18 protein-coding genes are annotated in these 17,366 nt (G+C 39.1%); 4 read left to right on the forward strand and 14 right to left on the reverse strand.

All coding sequences use genetic code 11. The features are described 5' to 3' along the window. Positions 1 to 77 precede the first annotated feature (77 nt). The 8 genes from CD33_RS09860 to CD33_RS09895 all read right to left on the reverse strand — a co-directional run bounded on the left by CD33_RS09860 (position 78) and on the right by CD33_RS09895 (position 5,996). Positions 78 to 932 carry a CvfB family protein gene (locus CD33_RS09860; protein WP_036200477.1) on the reverse strand — a complete coding sequence of 285 codons (855 nt, stop codon included), beginning with the start codon at positions 930 to 932 and terminating at the stop codon, positions 78 to 80. 38 nt (positions 933 to 970) lie between these two features. Then, complete coding sequence (gene mntR, locus CD33_RS09865) at positions 971 to 1,381, reverse strand: transcriptional regulator MntR (protein WP_036200478.1); 411 nt, start codon at positions 1,379 to 1,381, stop codon at positions 971 to 973. Between the two features lie 140 nt (positions 1,382 to 1,521). Next, positions 1,522 to 1,806, reverse strand: coding sequence for a late competence development ComFB family protein (locus CD33_RS09870; protein WP_036200480.1), 285 nt, complete (start codon positions 1,804 to 1,806; stop codon positions 1,522 to 1,524). A 113-nt stretch (positions 1,807 to 1,919) separates the two neighbouring features. Continuing rightward, positions 1,920 to 2,681 carry an exodeoxyribonuclease III gene (locus CD33_RS09875; RefSeq protein WP_036200482.1) on the reverse strand — a complete coding sequence of 254 codons (762 nt, stop codon included), beginning with the start codon at positions 2,679 to 2,681 and terminating at the stop codon, positions 1,920 to 1,922. A 137-nt stretch (positions 2,682 to 2,818) separates the two neighbouring features. Further along, on the reverse strand, positions 2,819 to 3,739 hold the full coding sequence (gene murB / locus CD33_RS09880) for a UDP-N-acetylmuramate dehydrogenase (RefSeq protein ID WP_036200484.1): 921 nt from the start codon (positions 3,737 to 3,739) through the stop codon (positions 2,819 to 2,821). A gap of 78 nt (positions 3,740 to 3,817) precedes the next feature. Then, on the reverse strand, positions 3,818 to 4,126 hold the full coding sequence (locus tag CD33_RS09885; protein WP_036200485.1) for a winged helix-turn-helix transcriptional regulator: 309 nt from the start codon (positions 4,124 to 4,126) through the stop codon (positions 3,818 to 3,820). A gap of 376 nt (positions 4,127 to 4,502) precedes the next feature. Beyond that, positions 4,503 to 5,141: an FMN-dependent NADH-azoreductase gene (locus CD33_RS09890; RefSeq protein WP_036200486.1), complete on the reverse strand. Its 639-nt coding sequence runs from the start codon at positions 5,139 to 5,141 to the stop codon at positions 4,503 to 4,505. Positions 5,142 to 5,291: 150 nt separating this feature from the next. Next, entirely contained in the window at positions 5,292 to 5,996 is a 705-nt protein-coding gene (locus CD33_RS09895; RefSeq protein ID WP_036200487.1) for a DsbA family oxidoreductase, read from the reverse strand. Positions 5,997 to 6,194: 198 nt separating this feature from the next. Here CD33_RS09895 and CD33_RS09900 point away from each other — a divergent pair, with 198 nt between their 5' ends. Next, the gene (locus tag CD33_RS09900; RefSeq protein WP_036200488.1) at positions 6,195 to 7,571 is read left to right on the forward strand and encodes an FAD-dependent oxidoreductase; all 1,377 of its coding nucleotides are present in this window, start codon (positions 6,195 to 6,197) and stop codon (positions 7,569 to 7,571) included. Between the two features lie 107 nt (positions 7,572 to 7,678). On the opposite strand, the gene CD33_RS09905 is transcribed toward CD33_RS09900, so the two are convergent. The 3 genes from CD33_RS09905 to niaP all read right to left on the reverse strand — a co-directional run bounded on the left by CD33_RS09905 (position 7,679) and on the right by niaP (position 11,427). Continuing rightward, positions 7,679 to 8,602 (reverse strand): manganese-dependent inorganic pyrophosphatase, encoded by a 924-nt coding sequence (locus tag CD33_RS09905; protein WP_036200489.1) that lies wholly within the window; start codon positions 8,600 to 8,602, stop codon positions 7,679 to 7,681. Between the two features lie 492 nt (positions 8,603 to 9,094). After that, positions 9,095 to 9,949, reverse strand: a complete 855-nt coding sequence (locus CD33_RS09910; RefSeq protein ID WP_036200490.1) for a MurR/RpiR family transcriptional regulator — start codon at positions 9,947 to 9,949, stop codon at positions 9,095 to 9,097. Between the two features lie 248 nt (positions 9,950 to 10,197). Next, positions 10,198 to 11,427, reverse strand: a complete 1,230-nt coding sequence (niaP, locus tag CD33_RS09915) for an MFS transporter (RefSeq protein ID WP_036200491.1) — start codon at positions 11,425 to 11,427, stop codon at positions 10,198 to 10,200. 198 nt (positions 11,428 to 11,625) lie between these two features. Here niaP and thrC point away from each other — a divergent pair, with 198 nt between their 5' ends. The 3 genes from thrC (at position 11,626) to CD33_RS09930 (ending at position 14,391) form a co-directional block, all read left to right on the forward strand. After that, the gene (gene thrC / locus CD33_RS09920; protein ID WP_036200492.1) at positions 11,626 to 12,678 is read left to right on the forward strand and encodes a threonine synthase; all 1,053 of its coding nucleotides are present in this window, start codon (positions 11,626 to 11,628) and stop codon (positions 12,676 to 12,678) included. Further along, complete coding sequence (thrB, locus tag CD33_RS09925) at positions 12,675 to 13,589, forward strand: homoserine kinase (RefSeq protein WP_036200493.1); 915 nt, start codon at positions 12,675 to 12,677, stop codon at positions 13,587 to 13,589. Before thrC ends, thrB begins: the two co-directional genes overlap by 4 nt. Positions 13,590 to 13,749: 160 nt before the next feature. Next, positions 13,750 to 14,391: an NAD(P)-dependent oxidoreductase gene (locus tag CD33_RS09930; protein ID WP_036200494.1), complete on the forward strand. Its 642-nt coding sequence runs from the start codon at positions 13,750 to 13,752 to the stop codon at positions 14,389 to 14,391. A gap of 111 nt (positions 14,392 to 14,502) precedes the next feature. Here CD33_RS09930 and zupT read toward each other — a convergent pair whose 3' ends face one another. From zupT to CD33_RS09945, 3 genes are all read right to left on the reverse strand, one after another. After that, positions 14,503 to 15,321: a zinc transporter ZupT gene (gene zupT / locus CD33_RS09935; protein WP_036200495.1), complete on the reverse strand. Its 819-nt coding sequence runs from the start codon at positions 15,319 to 15,321 to the stop codon at positions 14,503 to 14,505. A 503-nt stretch (positions 15,322 to 15,824) separates the two neighbouring features. Next, positions 15,825 to 16,157, reverse strand: coding sequence for an antibiotic biosynthesis monooxygenase family protein (locus CD33_RS09940; protein ID WP_036200496.1), 333 nt, complete (start codon positions 16,155 to 16,157; stop codon positions 15,825 to 15,827). Positions 16,158 to 16,222: 65 nt separating this feature from the next. Further along, positions 16,223 to 17,263: a siderophore ABC transporter substrate-binding protein gene (locus CD33_RS09945; RefSeq protein WP_036200498.1), complete on the reverse strand. Its 1,041-nt coding sequence runs from the start codon at positions 17,261 to 17,263 to the stop codon at positions 16,223 to 16,225. Positions 17,264 to 17,366: the final 103 nt, after the last annotated feature.

The following is a 17,366-nucleotide window of genomic DNA, read 5'->3' on the forward strand; positions in this document are numbered from 1 at the left end:
CAAAGTCTTGACCGGGCACTCTTATTATAAAACAAGCTGTGACACATGATATAGTAGTCACAGCTTATTACTCTTCCTTATATGATTTCTGTCCAGCCATCTTGTTGCTTAATTTTACCGGCTTTCATTAACGTACCGAGCGCTCTTTTAAAAGCACCTTTACTCATATGGAACATTTCTGTTATTTCTTCAGGTGAGGACTTGTCCCCAAATGGCATCTTACCGCCAACGCTTTGTAAATAAGCATAGACGGCTTCTGCATCTTGTCCAAGTCTTTCATGCTTTCTTGGCAACATGGACCCGTTTAATGAGCCATCTTCTTTTACGGCGATAATTCGAACTTCAACTTCTTGACCGAGTCTAGGTTCTGCTTCCATCTCTGTATTATGAACAAAAATACGGTAGGGTTCTTCTATTCCGAGTAAAAACGAACCTACTGGCAATAATCGGTATGGACGGGCTTTGATGTTTTTATTATGCATATCCTCATAGGCACCTTCATACAATTCATTTACCTTTTCTTCCGTAATTAAACGTCCGAATAAATCCCCATTCCGGTCTGTACGAAGTGTTAAAAAGAGATGGTCTCCAACCTTTGGCCATACACTTTGTATGGGTGGCAGATCTTCAGCTTTGACCAGTACCTCCCTGGATGAACCGATGTCAACAAATGCTCCCTCTTTAGTCACTTTTATAACTCGTGCCCAGCCGTATTCCCCCTGCAAGATTGCTGGAATTGCACTTGTTGCTTGTAAATCTCCTCGGCGATCGGCATATAGGAACACCTTAACTCTTTCCCCGATTGTTAAAGGCGTTTGAACATCGGAACTGTTTAGAGGGATTTCGATATGCCCATCTGTTAGTATCCACTTCGATCCCTGCGCTTCTAATACTGTTAATTCAACAACTTGACCTGATTGTAATTCGCTCAATTTTGTTTTTCCTTTCCACTTTTTAAATAGAAGTGCTTTTATTGTTCTTTCATTGCTTCCAGTCTTTTCACTAGGTGTGATTCTTCTTCCAGTAGTTGGACAAGGTCAGCTATTCGATCAATCGAATTCCAGCTTAAGTGGTGTTCGATTCCTTCAACATCTTCATATATGCGCTCTTCATCGACACCAATTAGTCTTAAAAACTGTTCAAGCAATTCATGCCTCTTAACAAGGCGCTTCCCCAGTTTTTCCCCCTTTGATGTTAATGTAAGCCCTCTATATTTTTCATATACTAAGTATCCATCTTTATCTAGTTTTTGCACCATTTTGGTTACTGAGGAAGGGAGAACAGATAATGCCTCAGCTATGTCCGACACCCTCGCATATCCTTTATTTTCAATTAACAAATAAATTTGCTCGATATGATCCTCCATACTAGGTGTTGGCATAACAAGTCTCCTCACTTTCAAAATATCATTTTAATTTTACTACAACAGTACTAAAAAGGTAACTTAAAACAATTAAGTAGCGTATATCCATTAATTTTATTAAAAATGTCCAAGAGTCCTTTACGGACTCATTGGACATTTTAGTTTTTATGGTTTGTTTTTTTTCCGGCTGTATGAATTGCCGTAATTATACGTTTATTAATTTTCTCCAGTTGCTCGGGTGCTTTTAGAGCAATGAAAGCTTCTTCCCTAGCGTCATTGCTTGATACGTAATACGTTGGCAAATTATTTAATGCTTCTGAAGCAATAGTCATTTGACAATCATCGCAATCACAGAACGTTTGATAATCAGGACTCTGCAACAAAAATCTTACAAGGCCCAGCACGATTTCTTCTGTTACATTTTTAAGTATTGGCTTTGCCAAAGATTTTCGCCTACCTATTTTTATTAATCTTTTTTTAATCAATTTATTTATTGCTATTCAATTAATTGATATGTGCATAAGTTACATAATTAATACATCTTGCTTCATTTCATTTATAAATTGGCGTCCATTTCCAATAGTATCGGGCAATGATCACTGCCTAGTACATGCGGATGAATGTCTGTTTTGAGAACCTGTTCCACCAACCGATTGGAAATAATGAAGTAATCAATTCTCCAACCAATATTTCGTTCACGTACCTTGTTCATATAAGACCACCAAGTAAATGCATCTTCCCTCTCCGGGTTAAAATATCTATAAGAATCGGTAAATCCAGCTTTAAGTAACTCTGTCATTTTGCCCCGTTCTTCAAAAGTAAAACCTGAATTCCCGATATTCGATTTTGCATTTTTCAAATCTTTATCTTCATGGGCAACATTCAGGTCTCCACAATAGATTACCGGCTTTTCAAGATCTAATTTCTGTAAATACCGTGATAATTTCTCTTCCCAGTCAAGCCTCTTTGGTAAACGCGCTAAATCCCTTTGTGAATTGGGGGTATATACATTCACTAAATAGAATGTGTCATACTCCAGAGTAATAATACGTCCTTCCGACTCATTTTCTTCCTCCCCGACTCCGTATGATACTGTTAGCGGCTCATGTTTTGCAAATATGGCCGTACCTGAGTAGCCTTTTTTCTCGGCATAATTCCAGTATTGATGATAGCCTTCAAACGGTAATTCAATTTGTCCTTCTTGACATTTCGTTTCTTGGATACAGAAAAAATCTGCGTCTGCTTCATTAAAATAATCGATAAAACCTTTTTTCACACAAGCACGTATTCCATTTACATTCCACGATATGAATTTCATTGCAAACCTCTCTATGTATAGATTCATATTTTCTGCTATATTTGGCGGTTAGCTAAACTAAAAAAGATAAGACAAAGTCCTATAAGACGACTTTGTCTTTACCATACGCCCCTTTTTAAAGGCACGTTCTAAAGTTATTAATTTGTTAAATCTTCTCCAACAATTTTTACTTCCAATTCTAGTTCAACATCGAAATTTTCTTTTACGGTGCGCTTTACCATCTCGATTGTTTCAATATAGTCTGTTGCCGTCGCATTGCCTTTGTTGATGATAAATCCGGCATGCTTTGTAGATACTTCCGCACCACCTACACCTTTACCTTGCAATCCGCTATCTTGAATTAGTTTACCAGCGAAATAACCTGGCGGCCGCTTAAAAACGCTGCCTGCCGATGGATATTCTAAAGGTTGTTTTGATTCACGCTTAAATGTTAAATCTGCCACTTTCTCATCAATCTCTTGTTGATCACCCATTTTCAATTGGAAGTTTGAAGAAAGAACAAAATATTCTTTTTTGGCGATAATGCTTTTACGGTAGCCCAGCTCAAGCTCTTCTTTCGATAAAACAATTCGCTCTCCTTCTTTTGTTAGAACGGTGCAGTCGACAATAATATCTTTAATTTCTCCACCATAAGCTCCCGCGTTCATTGCCATTGCTCCGCCAACTGAACCAGGTATGCCACATGCAAACTCAAAACCCGTTAAACTATGTGCTGCAGCAAGGCGGGAAACTTCTTTAATGAGGGCTCCACTCTGAGCATATATCTTTTCGCCGTCTATACGGATTTCGTCAAGCTTTGTAAAGGAAATAACGATTCCACGAACACCGCCATCACGTACAACCATGTTAGAACCATTTCCCAACATTAATAGGGGCACTTCCTGTTGATATGCGTATTTCACTACCGCCGCAGCTTCTTTTTCTGATTCGGGTAGGACAAAGATATCCGCATTGCCCCCAAGTTTCGTCATTGTATATGTTTTTAAAGATTCATTAATTTTAATATTACTAGGATTTACTATTTGTGCTAAATCTTCTGCCCAACGCTTAATTGTCATAAAAGCAAATTTCCTTTCTACTACATACTCTTTTTCAGTATGGGTAATTAAAAGCTTTTTGACAAGTGTTACATGACCTTATTTTATCCAACATTGTGACCATTTCTCGACTTCCCGGATTGCACCTTCCAGTGCTTTTCCTTTATCTGTAAGGAAGTATTCTACACGAACTGGTACTTCTGTATAAACCTTCCTTTCAACAACTCCCTCTTTCTCTAATTCCTTTAACCGTTCTGAAAGGAGACGCCCACTCACCGGTAATGCCGATTCAATTTCATTAAAACGTTGGGGTCCTTCTAGTAGTTGATATAATATTAATGTTGTCCACCGCTTCCCAAGTAATTCCATTGCTTTGGCTAGGCGGGGACATATAGTAGATTCTTTCATCATTCCACCTCAAATTTAGCAGTTCAATATACTTACAACATCCAACTGGTTTTATTTTATTCATTTTTGCATCTTGCTTCTAGTGTACCATTTTACACCTAGTTACGAAAAGTAAGTTGATGCTAAATATTTTTTTCATGAAAATATGATATCACTAAAACCAGTATTTTCCTAAATAAGATGGGCGTCTTTTAAAGCACTTACGTATCTTAAATATCTTTTTTGTTTTCATCACTTCATGATTTTATGAATTCAGTTAGAATTCTATTCATTTCGGTTTAAGATTAGTAGTGTTTTACCTAAAAATTTCGGAGGGGGAGTTGGTTAGCCAAGAAAAACCCCAACTTCAATTTATGAAGTCAGGGTTTACAAATTACTATGAATTTACTTTAGCTAATTTTTGAGCTGATGCTTTAACACGTTCGATTCCTTCTGCAATAATTTCTTGTGCTTTGTTTGGCTCAGCATTGTGTCCTTCGATGATCACTTCATCATGAAGTGTCATACCAGCCACACCACCAAATACATTTTTAATATAGTTGACTGACATTTCCATTGGTTGTGCTTCCGGAGCTGAATAATAGCCACCGCGCGCGTTTAGAATTACAAACTTTTTGTCAGTTAATAACTGGATCATTTGTCCGTCTTGCGAATATTTAAACATGAATCCTGCAGAATAGATATAATCAATGAAAGTTTGCAATTTTGCAGGTATTGTCAGGTTCCAAAGCGGGAAGGCAAGCACCACTACATCAGCAGCAGCTACTGCATCCATTGCCTTTTGTTTTGCAGCTAATAGTCGAGATTCCACTTCTGTCAATTCTTCGCCGTTTTGAACTTTGCCGAAAGCATTGAATAATTCTTGGCCAAAGTACGGTGTGTCCTCTTGGAATACATCGTAAGTTGTTAGATTTACACCTGCAACATTTTTTGCTTCTTCTACGTATGCTTCGTACATTTTTGTTGAAACGCCGTCTGGGCGGTTATTTGCTTTAATTACTAATACGTTCGTCATTATAAAAACTCCTCTTTGAATATCATTTTGTCCTGAAGTAAAGACCTAAAAGTAATCTTAATGGAGTTAATATATTATTTCAATAAAATAGATCTAATACTTTTGACCGAGGTTACACTCCAATTTCACTAACTAGGATCAACAGGATTTTTAGAATTCACATTGATCGTCTGTACAAACCGCGCCTGCTTCCCCAACCATTCTTAGTTTTGGTTTTAGACCAGCTTCATCCGCCGCTTTTGCAATTGTTTGGTCAAATAGCGCTTTCGGTTGCGCTCCCGAAATACCGTATTTGTTATCGACAACAAAGAACGGAACTCCCCGGACACCCAAATCTTGAGCTTCTGAAATGTCTTGTTGTACCTCATCCAAGAATTGGTCACCCTTTAAAATTTCCTGCGCCTCTGCTTGTTCAAGTCCAACATCCCCTGCTAAACTAAGCAACACTTCCTGTTTGCCAATCGAGCCACCTTCCAAGAAGTATGACTTAAGAAGTCGCTCGCTTAGTTCCGCACCTTTGCCTATTGTATTTGCCCACTTTGCTAAACGATGAGCTGCAATTGTATTAGCTTCCGTCATAATATCGAAATTATAATCCAACCCTACTTCTTGTGCCCGTTCAGCAACATTTTTCGTCATCTCTTTCGCTTGCTCTTCTGATATATTATACTTCTTACTTAAACTAGCATATACGGATTTATCGCTATCTACTGGTGTATTGGGGTCTAGTAAATAACTTTTTAATACCACTTCAATTTGCCCCTCAAAACCTGCATCTTTAATTGATTGTTCCAATTGACGCTTCCCGATATAACAAAACGGACATACATAATCCGACCACACTTCTACTTTCATCAGACATTCCTCCTTTCACTTATTGTACGATTCAAATATTTTTCCCACAATTAAAGTGCCTCCTTGAATATTGTCACATTTTTTTTCCAATACTCATGGTAAATCGCTAATTCCATAAGATGCAGGATTTACTGTTCCTCATTATGATTTTCCTTTAAATGGATTTCATCATTAGCATTAAATAAATTGGAGGCACTTATGCAAAATTCATTATGGCTGAAAAATGTGGAAACCCCTCCACTATCTACTTTATCAACTTCCTTGGATTGTGATGTATGCATTGTTGGCGGCGGATTATCGGGAATATATACAGCCTATCTGCTTGCAAAAAAAGGTGTGAATGTTGTTTTGCTAGAGGCGAAGCCATCTCTTGCCATTGGTACAACCGGGCATTCCACTGGCAAGTTAACTCCCCAGCACGGTGTCGTGTACTCTAAGCTCTTAAAGTACTTTTCTGCCGGAGACGTTTATACCTACTATGAAGCTAATAAAAATGCAATCGAATCAGCACTGGAAGTTGCTTCACAAGACTCGTATGAAAGAGTGGATTCTTATTTATACGCCACTACCGTTCCAGGTAAACAAACGATAGAAAAAGAATTGTACGCTTATCAGGAATTAAACATTCCAGGCGTTGAGACAACTGAAACCGAGCTTCCTTTTGAGGTCACATCGGCTCTCAAAATGGAGAATACGGCACAAATTCATCCGACTAAATTTGCGACAGATTTTTTAAAGCTCGCATTAGAACACGGGGCTGCAGTCTATGCGAATAGCCGGGTGACAAAGGTTGAAATTGATGAAAAATTTGTATTAACTGACAATGATTCTAAGGTTACTTTTAAGAAATTGGTTTTATGTACACATTACCCAATTGAGTCAATCAAGGGGCTAATTACGGCAAAGCTATCGATTGATCGTTCCTATTTATTAGCGTCTAAAACTACCGACTTAATGAAAGGCCAATACTTGTCAGTCGAAAGTTCTTCACGTTCGATTCGTACAGCGCTAGTAGAAAATATCCCTTACCTGATTTATGGAGGGAGTAGCCATATCGCTGGAGAAGTCGAGGATACACAAGGTTATTATGAAACATTGAAAGACGAGATGCAGACGACCTTTGATTTATCAGAACCTCCTTTCCTATGGAGCGCTCAAGATCCAAATACACCCGATTTGGTTCCTTATATTGGCCAGATTTCCGAAGATACACCGGACCTCTATATCGCAACTGGCTACCGAAAATGGGGGCTTTCAAGTTCACTAGTAGCTGGAGAGATTCTATCGAGTTTGATTTGTCAAGAAAACCATAAAGCGGCCCATCTCTACAGTCCGACTCGTGATCAATTTGGGAAAAATTTATTAAGAGGCTTAAGTACTATCGGATTTGTCACAGCCAACTTGGCTGAAGGTTACTTAACACGGATGGAAGCGCCCAAATGTACACACTTAGGCTGTAAAACAAGATGGAATAAAGGAGATGAAACTTGGGATTGTCCATGCCATGGTTCCCGTTTTGACAAAAATGGCAATGTAATAGAAGGTCCTGCTGTTTATCCATTGAAGTTAAAATAATACACAATCAGGACAAACGAATTCGCTTTTAACCTAATTAATGCCAACAAAAAAGGTTGACCACAAAAGTCAGATTCAAATGACATTCTGGTCAACCTTTTCAATTCTTATAGCCCTTCAGTTAATACAGGAACAATCTGTTTTTTACGTGATACAACACCAGGTAAGTCAACAAGATTGTCTACTAATGTCTTTCCGAATGCTTTGGCAGCAGATTCAGCAGCATTGCCAACGACTACAGCAGTGGAATTGTTGTTTAATATATCTGTCACAACAAAGAAGTAAAGATCATGGCCTCTGTCTTCCAAGTTCTGATTTAATAGGGTTACTAGCTCGTCTTTACGATTTAGAACATCATTCACATCTACTGCATTCACTTGGGCTACTACTGATTTGACGTCGCCAAATGAAAATTCTTTTGCGTCTAATGATAAAAGATCTTCTAAAGACTTGTCTGAAAGATCTGCACCTGCTTTTAACATAGCCAATCCATACTCTTCCAGGTTTACACCGGCTACTTCTGCAAGTTCTTTTCCTGCTATTACGTCTTGTTCTGTGCAAGTAGGCGATTTAAATAATAGTGTATCCGATACAATGGCAGATAGCATTAGGCCGGCAATATTCGAAGGGATTTCCACATGATTTTCTTTGTATATTTTATTAAGTATTGTTGCTGTACATCCAACTGGCTCAGCACGGTAGTATAATGGATCTGAAGTTTCAAAGTTTGCAATACGGTGATGGTCGATTACTTCCGTCACCTTCACTTCTTCAATTCCATCGGCCGATTGTTGACGCTCATTATGATCGACTAAAATTACTTCACTCGCTTGACCCGCTACATTATCGATTAGTCGCGGTGCATCAAAACCGAATTTATCTAGTGCATATTGAGTTTCACCGTTTACTTCACCCAATCTAACTGCTTCTGCATCCACACCAAGTTGTTGTTTTAAATAGGCATAACTAATTGCGGAAGTGATTGTGTCTGTATCTGGATTTTTGTGTCCGAAAATTAATACTTTGCTCATGAATATGAGGCCTCCTATTGATTCTAGTTCAATGATTTCGAGTTTATTTTATCACACAACGGTATGAATAGAAAAAAGAACTTACCCTATTCGCATACGGCTTCGCGCCGCTTATGATCTTTCCAACTGGATGTGCGTTTTTTACCCTCCAGTTGTGGTCGGAGCTGAGCAAGCCCGTTCCAATTTTCTTTTGTCCAGTTCCACGGGCTAGCCGCTCGGAAACTTCAACTCCCTTCGCGTGTGCAAGCACACTTGCCGGAAGTCTCCAGTTTCGTTCGCGGCTGAGCGAGCCCGTTCCACTTTTCTGATTGTCTAGTTGCGAGCGCTAGCTCTTCGACAACTTCGGTCCTGTCTGCGAGGACAAAGAGCGTCCTCACAGACAGCCCCTCCAGTTGTGGTCAGAGCTGGGCGAGCGCTCTCCACTTTTCTTGTAAAAAAGCGCATTCGTAAATGCCCCCGCAATTTACGAATACGCTCTCCGAAGAAAGGTTCTCAAATATATAGTGATTTTTCTGTATATAAAGAATTACTACCAAGTTGTTCATTTACTTTTTGAAAATTTGTGTATTGCTTTTTATTTTGTGCGACCATTCCTTCGACTAATGCATGGATTAATGAATGCGCGGCGGTTATTGTTTCAGCTAATGCCGATTTTTGTGAGCCAACGGTTAATAGTACATCTGCATTATCTCTTATTGATGATATACAAGAATGCGTTATAACTACTACCTTCGCTTTTCTGTTTTTGGCCATCTTTGTGATGGTCAATACATCGTCCGCTTTATGTTCAAGCGCTATGACAAATAGAAGTGCATTTTCTTCCATACTATTAATTTGCTGTACGATGTTCTCGACAAGCGGTTGGATTTGCTTGACCTTTCTACGGTAATTGCTTAGCGTGCAAGTCAAAAAGTTTGCCGAAGGAGAAGATTGCCTCAAACCGAGTACATATAAGCATTCCGATTCGTGCAACAATTTAATCGCCCGATCAAATTGTTCTTCATTAATGATATTGATCGTATTTAATATACTCGCCACATCCCGGTTCATCACTTCATTCAGAAGATTAACATTTCTCTTGGAAATAAGCGGATGAGATTGCTCTACCTTTTCTTCTTGTCCCATTAAATCAGCCCGAATTTTCTCTTGCAGCTCCGAAAAACCAGACAATTCCATTGCATAACAGAATCGTATAACAGTCGATTCGCTTACCCCTATCAGCTTTCCAACATCCGAAGCTATATGAGTAGCTATAACGTTTGGGTTATCAATAGTAAACTGAGCAACTTTACGCTGTCCTCTAGATAGACGGATAAAACGCTTTTTTATTTGTTCACAAAAGCTCATTTTAGCTCCCCCATTTCCTCTATTCAATTATTGTTTTCACTTTTGTATACATATACTAATTTAATAATTGATATTAACACTATTATTGATTGAATACAATGACTTTTCAGAAAAAACTTTAACACATTAAACCGAAAAAGTCGGAAATTTGTCAAAATACTTGTTAATTGAATATAGAGGCTTAATCCTTTTTATGGCATATAAAAAACCGATTCGAGCCATTAAATGCTCGAATCAGTCATGCACCTTTATTCCAACTCAGTTTGCTTTGTTTCTTTTCCTAAGAACAGGACTGCTCCAGCACCAATCAAAATTGAGACACAAAAGATAGCAAAGATAAACCCAATTTCATATCCTGCATTCAATAAATACCCTACCAGAAGCGGACCAAAAATTCCTCCAATTCGGCCAACCGCTGCGGCCATTCCAGCACCTGTTCCTCTTATTACCATCGGATATTGTTCAGGCGTATAGGCATAAAGCGCTCCCCATGCCCCCAGGTTAAAGAAGGATAATAAAATCCCCGAAGCAAGTAGTACAACAGTTGAATCAGCATTTCCGAAAACAAATGCACTTGCCGCTGTACCTACCAAATAGGTTATCAACACAAATTTTCTCCCTAATCTTTCAATAAACCATGCGGCTGTAAAGTACCCGGGAAGCTGTGCCAATGTCATAATCAATACATATTTAAAACTTGATATTAAGTCGAAGCCTTTGCCTACCATTACACTTGGTAACCACAAGAACATTCCATAATATGAAAACACTACTGTAAACCAAAGTATCCATAACATAAGTGTAGAACGGGAATATTTTCTCTCCCAAACCCCTGCAATATTTTGCATGATCGTGCGCTGTTTTGCCGATTCTTTTGCAGTAAACTGCGGGGAATCAGGTAGATGTATTCTTATATACACTGCATATAATGCCGGGATGGCTGTTAATAGCAAGGCTACTCGCCAACCTTCTATCGGCCAAAAATCTGCTGGTATGACAAAGTAAGAAATAACGGCTGCCAGCAACCATCCTCCTGCCCAAAAGCTTTCCAAAAGAACGACAACTTTCCCACGCTCCTTTGCTTCAACACTTTCCGATACTAATGTGGAGGCTACTGGCAATTCCCCACCTAGACCCATTCCTACAAAAAATCTCAAAATAAGAAATACTGCAAAGGTTGTTGTAATAGCTGATAAGCCACTCGCTACAGAGAAAATAATTAACGTCCACATAAAAATCTGTTTGCGCCCTACTTTATCTGCAAACACACCGAATACTAATGCCCCTACCGCCATACCAATGGAGTTGATGCTTCCAATCCATCCCATTTGAGAAGAGGTTAATTGCCAATCTACTGCCAGTGCAGCAATCACAAAGGATAATATTCCAACATCCATTGCATCAAACATCCAGCCAACACCTGCCACACGTAATAATTTATTACGTGAAATCGGTGCTGTTTCTTTATTTTTGCTCATTTCTCCCCCACCTGTCTTTACACTTGAATTTACACATATATACCATACAATTATTTCAATTATGTGACAAGCTAAAATTTATATGTGTATTCTGTTAAATTGGTAAATGCTATTGAAAAGTACCAAGTACTTGAGTTAAAATGTCTTTTATATACAAACAACTGTTCATCCAGCGTGAACAAAAGGAGATTATCTGTTATGTGGAAAGGTCTTATCGAAGAATATAAAGAATTTTTACCCGTTAACGAAAATACACCTGCCTTAACTTTAAATGAGGGGAACACGCCCCTAATTCATTTAGTCAATCTTTCAAAGAAATTGGGCATTGAACTATACGGGAAAGTGGAAGGAGCCAATCCCACAGGATCATTCAAGGATCGCGGAATGGTATTTGCAGTCGCCAAAGCAGTCGAAGACGGGGCAAAATGCGTTATCTGCGCTTCGACAGGCAATACGTCGGCAGCTGCGTCCGCTTATGCTGCACGTGCAGGGATTCAATCAATTGTCGTTATTCCAAAAGGAAAAGTTGCTTTAGGGAAGTTAGCGCAAGCTTGTATGTACGGAGCAAGAATAATTGAAATTGACGGCAATTTTGATGATGCTCTTGCAATTGTGCGCAAGGTAAGTGAAACGACACCCGTTAAACTAGTCAACTCCGTAAACCCATATCGAATTGAAGGTCAAAAAACGGCCGCATTCGAAATTGTCGACAGTCTAGGACAAGCTCCGGATATTTTATGTATACCTGTAGGAAACGCCGGTAATATTACAGCGTACTGGAAAGGGTTCAAAGAATATCATGAAGCAAAGAATACAGGGTTGCCTAAAATGTACGGATTCGAAGCGGAAGGTGCCGCTGCAATCGTCAAAGGCGAAGCAATACCAAACCCTGAAACTGTTGCTACAGCAATTCGAATCGGAAATCCCGCAAGCTGGAAATTGGCTGAGAATGCACGGGATGAATCCGGCGGAATTATTGATTTAGTGACGGATGATGAAATTTTGGAAGCATATAAATTGGTAGCAAGTACTGAAGGTATTTTTGTAGAGCCTGGTTCTGCCGCCTCTCTCGCAGGTGTTATTAAATCCGTTAACAACGGCAGCATTGAAAAAGGCAGCCGAGTGGTAACAGTATTTACAGGTAACGGATTAAAAGATCCAGATACTGCTATGAACGTGTCAAAAGTTGATTTAGTCTCCCTTCAAAACGATGAAAACGATATTCGTCATTATATCGAGGGTATTCTATGAGTAAAAAATGGAGTATTACCGTCCCTGGGAGCACCGCCAATTTAGGGCCTGGCTTTGATTCCATCGGGCTTAGTTTAAACCTCTATCTAGAATTGACAGTGTCACTTGCAAAAAATTGGGAGATCATACATGTTTCCGATCACCTTCCACAAGATTTTGTGATTGAAGACCACTTAATCTATAAAATCGCCAAGGAAACTGCGGCCCGTTTTAAAAAGACATTGCCACCTTGTCGAATCGAGATGCGTAGTCAACTCCCTTATGCGAGAGGATTGGGCAGCAGCGCCGCAGCAATCGTTGCTGCAGTTGAACTAGCTAATCTTGTATGTGATTTGCAATTATCGATACAAGATAAGTTAAATATTTCTTCTCAATTTGAAGGTCATCCTGATAACGCCACTGCTTCCGTACTAGGCGGTTTAACAATTTCACAAATGGATGAGCAAGGGATCGTTGATACTATCCACGTAAAAGATATAGAAGCTTCTTTTGTTGTGTTTATTCCAACCGTAGAGTTGAAAACGTCTGAAGCCCGCAAGGTATTACCTGCACAGTTCGATCGTAACTATGCCGTCCGCGCGAGTGCAAACGCCAATATGTTAGCAGCTTCGCTCATCTCGAAAGATTATGAACGTATAGGGAAATATATGGAATCCGACCTGTTCCATGAACCTTTCAGATCAAGCCTGATCCCAAATTTTGATGAAATACTTCGCACAGCCAAACAAGCCGGTGCTTATGGCACAGCACTAAGCGGAGCAGGACCAACCGTTATTTCAATCATTCCAAGCGCTATTGGGGCCCAATTTGTCTCAACAATGAAAAAACGTTTCCCTACACATGAAATTCTTTTAACTAAAGCTGATCACCAGGGTGTTTCCATACAAGTTCTCAATGATGTTTTCACTTAAAACATTAATAAAGATGTCCAATGGTTCATATATATAACTATTGGACATCTTTTTCATTTTGTCATGATTGTTGCTGTCCAACCTAGGTTTCACTAAGTTCGATCTAGGGGATAAAGGATTTAAGGGGATGTTTTAATAACGCTTAGAAAGGGGAATCGAGATGAAAATTGGGATTATTGGGGCAACTGGTAAAGCCGGAAGCACTATTTTAACAGAAGCAAGAATGCGCCACCATGATGTAACTGCCATTGTTCGCAACAAAGATAAAATTACCAAGGAGCATGTCAATATACTAGAAAAAGAAGTATTTGACTTAACCAAACAAGATTTACACCATTTTGATGTCGTCGTAAATGCATTTGGTTCACATCCAGGTGAAGAGCATCTACACGTTGAGTTTGGTCGCTTCCTTATATCGCTTTTAGAAGGAAGCAGTACGAAGTTATTTGTAGTTGGAGGTGCTGGAAGTTTATTCATCGATGGTAAAACGAGGTTGATTGATATTCCGGACTATCCTGAAGAATATAGGGAAATAGCGGTCCAACAGTTACAAAATTTAGTAGATTTACAAAACTCCTCTATCAAATGGACATTTTTAAGTCCCTCTGCACTGTTCGATTCCGATGGACCAAGAACAGGCCATTACATTTTAGGTAAAGACCATCTCTTACTAAACTCCCAACAGATAAGCTATGTCAGCTATGCAGATTACGCAGTAGCTGTACTGGATGAAATTGAAAGTCCAGTTCATGAAAATACGCGTTTTACAGTTGCTTCCGAAAACGCAACGAGCAGCTCGTAGCATTACTCCATAGAGACAATGCCAAACCGGCGTATTGACTATAAAGAATGCCCTTAAAGTCATCTACTGTCTTTAAGGGCATTTAATAATTTGAAAAGGAACTTTTCCTTGTTATGCTAATAACAATAGGCTCAGTGCCATCACAGCCATTCCTGTAACTAATCCATAAATCGATAAGTGAGTTTCATCATATTTTTTAGCCGCTGGTAGAAGTTCATCCAGCGAAATAAAGACCATGATCCCAGCTACAGCTGCAAATACAATTCCAAACATCGTATCGGTTAAAAATGGCATCAGGATCAAATATGCGACGATAGCCCCTACCGGCTCAGCCAAACCCGATAGAAATGAAAGTTTGAACGCCTTTTTCCGGATTCCGGTTGCAAAGAAGATTGGAATGGCAACTGCAATCCCTTCAGGAATATTGTGAATCGCAACAGCTATGGCAATGGCAATTCCGACGCTTGGATCTTGCATAGCCGACATAAAGGTAGCGATACCTTCTGGGAAGTTGTGAATCGCAATTGCCAATGCTGTGAACATTCCCATTTTCATCAGTTTATCTTCATCCACGACCCGTGCACCAGATTCTGCAGCATGCACATCCTCCACAGTTTTTACCTCATGCGGATTATTCTTTGTGGGTATAAAGCGGTCAATCAATGCAATAAATACTATCCCCCCAAAGAACCCCATTACCGTCAGCCAATATCCTTGGGATTCCCCATGCGCTGCCACCAGGGCATCTTTAGCCTTAACAAAGATTTCTATTAAAGAGACATAAATCATAACACCTGCGGAAAAACCTAAAGCGACAGAAAGAAATTTCTTGTTCGTACGTGAAGTAAAGAAAGCAATAAGTGCCCCCACCCCAGTAGCCAAACCAGCAAACAAGGTCAAACCTAAAGCTAAAAGTACATTACCTTCCATTTCGTTATTAGTCTCCTCTTTTACTATGATACTACTATTATATACCTAGAAGTTTCCTTTGTGCAACTTTTTTTACCAAAGCGATATGTTGTGCATAAGGAAAACTTTAAGAACAAAGCATCACTGATCTTATTTCTTAATAGCCACACGTATTTTTTCGTACCCATTGCTAGAAAAAATACAGCTATTATAGGTGTTGCAGACTGTTGACAAACGCTTTCATCCTGCGTTGGTTGTCTGCCAAGCATTTTTCAAGACAGTCTGGGTAATTTTTTATTGAAGGAAATTGCCTTAAAAAACGTGTAGACAAAGTCGAAGATCGACTTTATCTACACTCTGATACACCTATTATAGGTGTTGTTAATTATCATATTATCCTTTAGGGTGCTTTGTTCGTACAAACACCTAGATTACGAAACAAGTGAATTCTTCATATTAACAAGTAGAGTATAAAAAAAAGCCCCAAAAGCTGTTTTTCACAACCCTTGGGACTACCAAACCTTCTATTCCACTACTATGTAGTTACCATGTTCCATGCTGATAACGTATTCCGGTTTTGGAGGCTTCCCTCCATGTTCTTTAATTTTTTCTTTATGGCCGGCAATGTGCTCAGGACTCTTTTCCCATGCTTTCCAAGCCTCTTCAGACTCCCAACGGATAATCATGATCACTTCTTCTTCTCCACGGCGCACATTTTTCACAAGAAGCTCGCGACTGATAAATCCTTCTCGTTGTTCGATTATAGAAGGACCTTCCCCCTCTTTCTTTTTGAAACGCTCCAATATTTTATCTGAATTTCCTTCTGTTAACGTCCACTTACGAATTTGAACAAACATGGCTATTTCCTCCTTATATTTAAGATAAGGCCACCCCAAAATTGGGATAGCCTTCTTTGATGTGTTTATTTTAATTCATCCAAAATTTCCTGGATTTTAGCAAGCTCTGATTGTAACCCGCCTCCACTTAAATACCAAAGTGGTCCATCTAAGTAAACAATTTTATCATTTTTATATGCAACAGTTTCTTTTATAATGTCATTTTCCATATCCTTGTCGATGTTGGATGTATCGCCAACTGCTGCTGTACGGTCGATTACGAATAATACTTGAGGGTCGAACTCTAAAATTGCTTCAAAGCCGAAGTCTGAACCATGTGAAGATGATGCAATATCTTCCGTTACAGGAGTGAATCCATAAATATCATAGATATAACCGAAACGTGATTCTTTGGCAAATCCAGCTAATTTACCTTCATTGTACATTGTTACTAATGAAGTATCATATTGGGAACTTAATGCTTTTACTTCCTCAATTGCTGAGTCGATTTTTGCAACATGCTCTTGGACTTCGGCTTCTTTACCGAACATTTGAGCTGCAATTTCAGTCGATGCCAAGAAAGTGTTCCAATAATCATCTTGGTTCGTCCCAACGAAGATTACATTAGGAGTAATTTCTTTTAATTGATCATAGAATGCTGCTTGGCGGCCAGAAATGAAAATTACGTCCGGTTCTAAAGCGGCGATATCTTCAAGTAATGGAGTTTTTAAATTCCCAACGCTAGCATACTCATCACTGTCATATTTAGAAAGGTGCTCTGGCAGTGTAGAATCTTTAGGTACACCAACAATCCCTTCAACCCCAATTGCATCTAATGTATCCAGGAATCCATAATCAAATACAACCATTTTTTTCGGCATTTCTTCTAGTGTTACATCTTCAAAAGCGATTGTACCAGTTTTTTCATCTTCAGTAGAAGCAATTGTTGGAGATATTGTCATCGGGTAAACAGGACCCTCTGCATTTTCAGTTGTATCTTCAGTAGCTGATTGTTCTTCTGTCTGCGTGTCAGCATTTGATTCCTTTGATTCGTCAGATCCACCGCATGCTGCAAGAACAAATAATAGACTTGCTAAAATTACACTTAGTAATTTCCAATTTTTCATTTTTATTTCTCTCCTATCTATCTTTTCGCGATAATGATAATCATTATCAACTAACTAATTGAAATTATAGCACTTAGACATGAAAGGTCAACACCTTTTTCAA

Source organism: Ureibacillus sinduriensis BLB-1 = JCM 15800 (assembly GCF_000772955.1).
Classification (GTDB): Bacteria; Bacillota; Bacilli; order Bacillales_A; family Planococcaceae; genus Ureibacillus; species Ureibacillus sinduriensis.

Coding starts and splice junctions, on each gene's coding strand:
- CD33_RS09940 (WP_036200496.1), bottom strand. CDS start 16,157: ATGTTTGTTCAAATTCGTAAGTGGACGTTAACAGAAGGAAATTCAGAT.
- thrB (WP_036200493.1), top strand. CDS start 12,675: ATGAGTAAAAAATGGAGTATTACCGTCCCTGGGAGCACCGCCAATTTA.
- CD33_RS09885 (WP_036200485.1), bottom strand. CDS start 4,126: ATGAAAGAATCTACTATATGTCCCCGCCTAGCCAAAGCAATGGAATTA.
- CD33_RS09910 (WP_036200490.1), bottom strand. CDS start 9,949: ATGAGCTTTTGTGAACAAATAAAAAAGCGTTTTATCCGTCTATCTAGA.
- CD33_RS09930 (WP_036200494.1), top strand. CDS start 13,750: ATGAAAATTGGGATTATTGGGGCAACTGGTAAAGCCGGAAGCACTATT.
- CD33_RS09945 (WP_036200498.1), bottom strand. CDS start 17,263: ATGAAAAATTGGAAATTACTAAGTGTAATTTTAGCAAGTCTATTATTT.
- CD33_RS09895 (WP_036200487.1), bottom strand. CDS start 5,996: ATGAAAGTAGAAGTGTGGTCGGATTATGTATGTCCGTTTTGTTATATC.
- thrC (WP_036200492.1), top strand. CDS start 11,626: ATGTGGAAAGGTCTTATCGAAGAATATAAAGAATTTTTACCCGTTAAC.
- CD33_RS09900 (WP_036200488.1), top strand. CDS start 6,195: ATGCAAAATTCATTATGGCTGAAAAATGTGGAAACCCCTCCACTATCT.
- murB (WP_036200484.1), bottom strand. CDS start 3,739: ATGACAATTAAGCGTTGGGCAGAAGATTTAGCACAAATAGTAAATCCT.
- mntR (WP_036200478.1), bottom strand. CDS start 1,381: ATGCCAACACCTAGTATGGAGGATCATATCGAGCAAATTTATTTGTTA.
- zupT (WP_036200495.1), bottom strand. CDS start 15,321: ATGGAAGGTAATGTACTTTTAGCTTTAGGTTTGACCTTGTTTGCTGGT.
- CD33_RS09875 (WP_036200482.1), bottom strand. CDS start 2,681: ATGAAATTCATATCGTGGAATGTAAATGGAATACGTGCTTGTGTGAAA.
- niaP (WP_036200491.1), bottom strand. CDS start 11,427: ATGAGCAAAAATAAAGAAACAGCACCGATTTCACGTAATAAATTATTA.
- CD33_RS09905 (WP_036200489.1), bottom strand. CDS start 8,602: ATGAGCAAAGTATTAATTTTCGGACACAAAAATCCAGATACAGACACA.
- CD33_RS09890 (WP_036200486.1), bottom strand. CDS start 5,141: ATGACGAACGTATTAGTAATTAAAGCAAATAACCGCCCAGACGGCGTT.